This window comes from Stutzerimonas stutzeri, assembly GCF_024448695.1.
Lineage (GTDB): Bacteria > Pseudomonadota > Gammaproteobacteria > Pseudomonadales > Pseudomonadaceae > Stutzerimonas > Stutzerimonas stutzeri_T.
In genome coordinates this window covers 1-5137 of the sequence record NZ_JAMOHY010000048.1, presented here as the reverse complement: position 1 = coordinate 5137, position 5137 = coordinate 1, and the positions used below count along the sequence as shown (strand labels likewise).

5 protein-coding genes and 2 pseudogenes are annotated in these 5137 nt (G+C 58.3%); 4 read left to right on the top strand and 3 right to left on the bottom strand.

Annotated features, from left to right (window positions below; all coding sequences use genetic code 11):
- From NAV32_RS17455 to NAV32_RS17450, 3 genes and pseudogenes are all read left to right on the top strand, one after another.
- The coding region (locus NAV32_RS17455) for an SUV3 C-terminal domain-containing protein (RefSeq protein WP_272890334.1) at window positions 1–418 on the top strand (418 nt) is incomplete at its 5' end.
- A gap of 250 nt (window positions 419–668) precedes the next feature.
- Window positions 669–972, top strand: a pseudogene (locus NAV32_RS17705) (IS110 family transposase); the annotation flags it as partial.
- A 2-nt stretch (window positions 973–974) separates the two neighbouring features.
- Window positions 975–1670, top strand: a pseudogene (locus tag NAV32_RS17450) (IS3 family transposase); the annotation flags it as partial.
- A gap of 476 nt (window positions 1671–2146) precedes the next feature.
- Here the strand turns inward: NAV32_RS17450 and NAV32_RS17445 are convergent.
- Genes NAV32_RS17445 through NAV32_RS17435 form a run of 3 tightly spaced genes read right to left on the bottom strand, consistent with a single transcriptional unit; the run spans window position 2147 to window position 2713 of the window.
- Window positions 2147–2284 (bottom strand): hypothetical protein, encoded by a 138-nt coding sequence (locus NAV32_RS17445; protein ID WP_256054044.1) that lies wholly within the window; start codon window positions 2282–2284, stop codon window positions 2147–2149.
- Window positions 2285–2293: 9 nt separating this feature from the next.
- The gene (locus NAV32_RS17440; protein WP_256054043.1) at window positions 2294–2473 is read right to left on the bottom strand and encodes a hypothetical protein; all 180 of its coding nucleotides are present in this window, start codon (window positions 2471–2473) and stop codon (window positions 2294–2296) included.
- Entirely contained in the window at window positions 2474–2713 is a 240-nt protein-coding gene (locus tag NAV32_RS17435) for a methyl-accepting chemotaxis protein (protein ID WP_272890333.1), read from the bottom strand.
- 312 nt (window positions 2714–3025) lie between these two features.
- On the opposite strand from NAV32_RS17435, the gene NAV32_RS17430 reads away from it, so the two are divergent.
- Entirely contained in the window at window positions 3026–4525 is a 1500-nt protein-coding gene (locus NAV32_RS17430; RefSeq protein WP_256054042.1) for a Fic family protein, read from the top strand.
- Window positions 4526–5137: the final 612 nt, after the last annotated feature.

Genomic DNA, 5137 nt, shown 5'->3' with positions numbered 1-5137 from the left:
GCTGCGCTGGATCTTCGCCTGCACCCCAATTCGCGGTGGGCTGGACAGCCCCGCCGCCACCCACGCCCAGCAGTGGCTGAAAAAGGTTGCCCAAAACAAACAAGTCGAACTGCCGCGCCTGTTTATCGAGGCCGACCTGGCCACGCTGGAAAGCACCCTGCACATCATCGAAACCTACCTGCACCTGGCCCGCACCCTGCCGGAGCACTTCCGTGCGCTGGAACAGGCCGAAGGCCACCGCAGCCTGCTCAACGAGGCCATCACCCGCGAACTGTCACGCCGGCGTAAACCACGCAGCGCCGACCACCGACGTGTATCAGGGGCTGCAAGCAACTGCCAGAAATGCGGCAAGTCGATGCCAGTGCTCAGCCGCCAGTTTCGGCTTTGTCAGAGCTGTTTTCGGAGTCAGCGTTCGTAGGGTTGGTATCGCGCCAAGACGATACCAACGAATAGCCCAGAAGCGCGACGTTGTGGCTTTTGGGCGCCTTCATTACCAATACGGATCTGGTGGCCCTCCTACAACAACACAGCCCTATTCCATGAGCCGTGCTTTGAAAGCTTCTACGGGTTGAGCCCTAAGGGGGGATATCGATAACCCGTCGCTGCAAGTAGTACCTGCGACAAAAAGCCCGACTTGAGGCATTCAGGTCGGGCATTTTTGTGGATGGACAGCAGCGAGTGATAATCGGGTGACAGCACTCTTGCGCCTGGCCGCCGTGATCATCGGCAAAACCAGCACGGCACTAGGTGCCTTCTACCGACGCTTGTCAGCGCGCATCGGCAAGGCCAAGGCGGTCACAAACACCGCTCGTAACCATCCTGCTCTATAACACAATGCGCTTTGGCATGGCCTATCAGGACCCAGGAGCCGATCACTATGAGCACAAGTACCGGGAGCGCGCGGTGCAGGGGTTGCATCGTCGGGCAGCTGTGTTTGGCTTCAAGCTACAGGCTGTAGAAGGTGTTTCTTAGGAAGCGTCGGCCTTCTTTGCCCGGGAAATGAAGTGATCTATCGCTTGATCGCTCAAGAGCAGCAAAAGGCCCCTACCACGAGGCTTTGTCGATTATTTGGAGTGAGCCGCTCGGGCTACTGCGCAGCGCGTCGAGGCTTGTTGCAACCGACCAAGTCCTGCCCTGTGGCCGCCTCTCTGAAAGCCCTGTTCATGGCGAGCGGCCGCACCTATGGCAGTCGTCGCCTGCAAGCGGCGCTCAAGGCCCAAGGTATCCAGCACGGGCGCTACCGGATCAGACAGCTGATGAAAAAGCACCAGCTGCGACCGACCTGGAAGCGCAAGTTCGTCCACACCACCGACAGCAAACACGACCTGCCGATAGCGGCCAACGTTCTGAATCGGCAGTTCAACCCCAAGGCTGCTAACCGGGACTGGGCAGCTGATATTACCTACATCCGAACACGCCGCGGCTGGCTCTATCTGGCTGCGGTAATGGATCTGTTCTCGCGCAAGATCGTTGATTGGTCGATAGCGCCGAACATGCCGGCAGAGCTGGTGTGCTCGGCGTTACAGATGGCGGTCGCTCAACGCCAGCCTGCTGCCGGGCTGATCGTACACTCGGATCGTGGCAGCCAATACGCCAGCGCGGCCCACCGAGCCGTACTCGCGCAGCATGGACTGGTGATGAGCATGAGCCGCAAGGGCAACTACTGGGACATCAAGGTGCCTCCGGGCCACGCCTCATCCATAACCGGAACGCCCCATGGTGACAGGGTGAACTGGGAAAGCCTGGATCTGCTGCTGGCCAGTGGGGTCGCACACGAAGTGCGTACGACTGTCCACTGGCAACTGCTCGATACCGATGCACTGGGTTTACTCGCCCGTGGCCTGCATGAACGCGGCGTACAACGCCTCGTGGTGCCGCTGGCTCGTAGCGAGCACATGCTTGATCCCTCCCTTGGTCGAATCCTCACACCGCAGGACTGGCCGCAGCTGCGGGAACAGCTGTGCACGCTGTTTCAGCATTTCGAGGTGCGCGGCGCGTCCTGATTCGTTCGCCTCAGGGTGCCGCATGGTCAGGACATGGCCTTCATTGACCGATCGTCGCTTGCCACTCAAGAAGCGCTATAGGGTGTCGATAACGCGGCTTCGCCACGCCTGCCCATAGGCAGGCCGTCAAAGGACAAACCCGCCTAGCGACTCATACCGGCCAGCCGTTGCGAGATGGCGAGCATGCTCTGGCCAAGCTCACGCAGCGCGGAAGCATCACGCGCGCCTTCCTCGCTCGCGGTATGAATCCGAACTGCCAGCTCATTGATCTCCTGCGTCACGTGGCTCTGCTACTGCGCCGCCACCGCAATCTGCTGCGCCCGCTGCACGATGTCATCAAAGCTGGTAACCGTGTCACCTAGCGTGCCTGCCACACCATTAGCCTGCTGCACCGCGTCATGGGTACGCTGGGCACCCGACTGCATCGTCGACACGACCTGAGCCGAAGCCTGACGCAACTGGGTAATCATCTACTGGATCTCATTGGCGGAGTTCTGGGTTCTTCCTGCCAGTGTGCGCACCTCGTCAGCGACGACCGCAAAGCGCCGACCCTGCTCGCCAGCCCGCGCGGCCTCGATTGCGGCATTGAGGGCAAGCAAGTTCGTTTGCTCGGAAATGGACTTGATGACGTCCAGCACTACGCCGACGCGCTCGATGTCCTGGCCCAATTGAGTGATCGCCGAGGCTGCGTCGTTGATATCACCTGCCAAGCCGCCTATTGCCTCGCTGTTGCGCCTTACCTAACCCTGGCCCTGCTCGACAGCCACCAGGCTGTGTCAGAGCAATCAGTGGTATTGCGGGCAACCTCAGACGCACTGGCCGACATCTCGGTAATGGCCGTGGCCAGCAAGGTGTTGTCCTGCCGTTGTACTTCGGCACGGTCGGCAGGGCGAAGGAAGAAAAGACTCGGCAAATTGATATGATTGAATCGATAAAAAATCAGTAGAATCGTCAAAAATTAAGATTTTCTTGTCTCAATCAAGAAAATCTGGGAACCAGAGACCATCTGAAGGATTTTTGACATGCACCTAGTCGGTTACGCCTGGCTACGCGAAGCCATGCAGCTGCCCGCTTTTCCCTTGCACCTGCCGGCGATTGTGCAGCCCGTCACTCGTTTGAAGAAGATAGGCCAAACCTTGGCGGTACCACCTGCCACGGCACCTGCAGCCGATGACTTGCTCGGCCACATTCTCTTTGCCTTGAAGCATGAGGGAATCAACCTCGCCATACTGGCTCAGGCCCTCCCCAGAATTCCAGTCACAGCTCTGGAGAATGCACTGCAAGAGGCGCCCAACGGTATCTACATTCGCAAGGCGTGCTATCTGAGAGAGGCGTTCACTGGCGAGGAGGTTCCTCAGCATTCGCCGGTTCGGGGCGCTTTCGTGCCGCTCTTCGATCCCAAGCGCTACGTGACCTGCCCTGGAGCGAGAAATTCGCGATGGAGGGTGGAATTCAACGGCCTCGGCAACCTGGATTACTGCGCCACCGTGGAAAGAACCGCCAGACTGAACGAGCTTCAGGAACACGACATTCTTGGTCGGGCAAAAGCCTTCATGGAGTCCCTGCCTCCAATCATGATGGATCGGGCGATCAACTGGGCCTATTTACATGAGACCAAAGATTCGTTCGCGATCGAACGCGAAGCGCCGAGCGAGGACAAGTCACGACGATTCATTCAATTGCTACGCCAGGCACACGAGCGCCAGCCTCTGACCGAGGAGTATCTGGTGGCGCTGCAGAACGCCACCGTCTCCAACCCTTACGATCTAGCTGCGGCATTCAGGCATGAGCAAAACCACCTCGCAGGAGCCCTTCAGGGGGCTGCCGGGGTAACTTATGTTCCACCACCACCAGACCTGTGCCGCGAACTGATGGAACACCTCATGCTGTTTGCGAATGAGGCCCCCACCCAAATCGACCCGCTGGTAGCAGCTGGCATCATTTCCTTTGGTTTCGTATTCCTCCACCCCTTTATGGATGGAAACGGACGCCTATCCCGTTTTCTGATCCATCAGGCACTTTGCCGTGCAGGCGCCTTGGAGAACGGCCTGCTGCTGCCAGTGTCGGTGGCAATGAAGCATGAGGAGCGCCTGTATCTGGAAGCCCTGCAGGGATTCTCCCGCCCAGCCCGGGATTTCTGGGATGTGCAGTGGATCGACTTTGGAAAATTGACTTTCGACTTCAGGGGGGATGCGGCGATCTACCGCTACTGGGACGCAACTGCCTGCGTCATCTTCACCATGGAAATGGCTCAGCACGCCCTGGAGGTCGAACTCCGGGAGGAAGCCGCTTTTCTGGAGTGCTACGACGCCGTCTACAGAGCTGTGGATGAGCGATTCGACATTCGCGGCAGCGACTTGGCAAATCTGGTGATGATGTGCCTGACCAATGATGGCGTTGTTTCGAAGCACCGTCGTAAACAATACCAGTACACGGTACCCACTGAAGTCTTCGATTACGTAGAACAGACTGCCCAGCAGGTTCTTGGCGAGCAACGCGCGGTTCAGGAAGAATGCCCATAGCCGCCTCTCTTTTATCCGGCTCCGCTTGGGCTTTCTGGCCGCACGCATTCCGCGTCGCCCGTCCGGTATAACACGACCGGTTTCGGTAACCGTACCGCAAGGGTCGCCGGTTTCTTGCCTTCGTTTCGAATTCACCTACTGATCCAGATTGGTGAACGACTGCAGCCCGCCCCAACCCGCAAGCAGCCTTCACAGAGCGCAAGATTCAAGCTGTTGATTCCAAATCGAAAAGAAAACCACTGGTTGATATTCAATCAGCCGTCACCAAACCGCGGTTTCTCTGTCTTCAATGAACCATCAAGGATGATATCCACCTGCTTATCCACAGATTCTGTGGATGAAGCGATTGCTGCCATCGCTTCCAACTCAAGAAGATGAGGAGGCCGAAATCAGCGAGGTCCCTATCCGGTCAGAAGAAGCGGATTCCCGCTCTACGCCCCGAGTCGCCTGGCTTGGTTGAGCCCACTGCAGACCGTATTGATCCTGTGCCGACAACGAATATCGACCGTCGGTGGATTTAGCGCTCGTCATCGAGACCGCTGGCTGAAGCACGCGTGTGGCCTGTCGTGTGCAGCCGGACGTAAGGGTGGCGTTCCGAGTCGGCCTCATCCC

Excerpts from the sequence above, each read along its gene's own strand:
- NAV32_RS17440 (WP_256054043.1), bottom strand. The coding sequence starts at position 2,473 with ATGATTACCCAGTTGCGTCAGGCTTCGGCTCAGGTCGTGTCGACGATG.
- NAV32_RS17430 (WP_256054042.1), top strand. The coding sequence starts at position 3,026 with ATGCACCTAGTCGGTTACGCCTGGCTACGCGAAGCCATGCAGCTGCCC.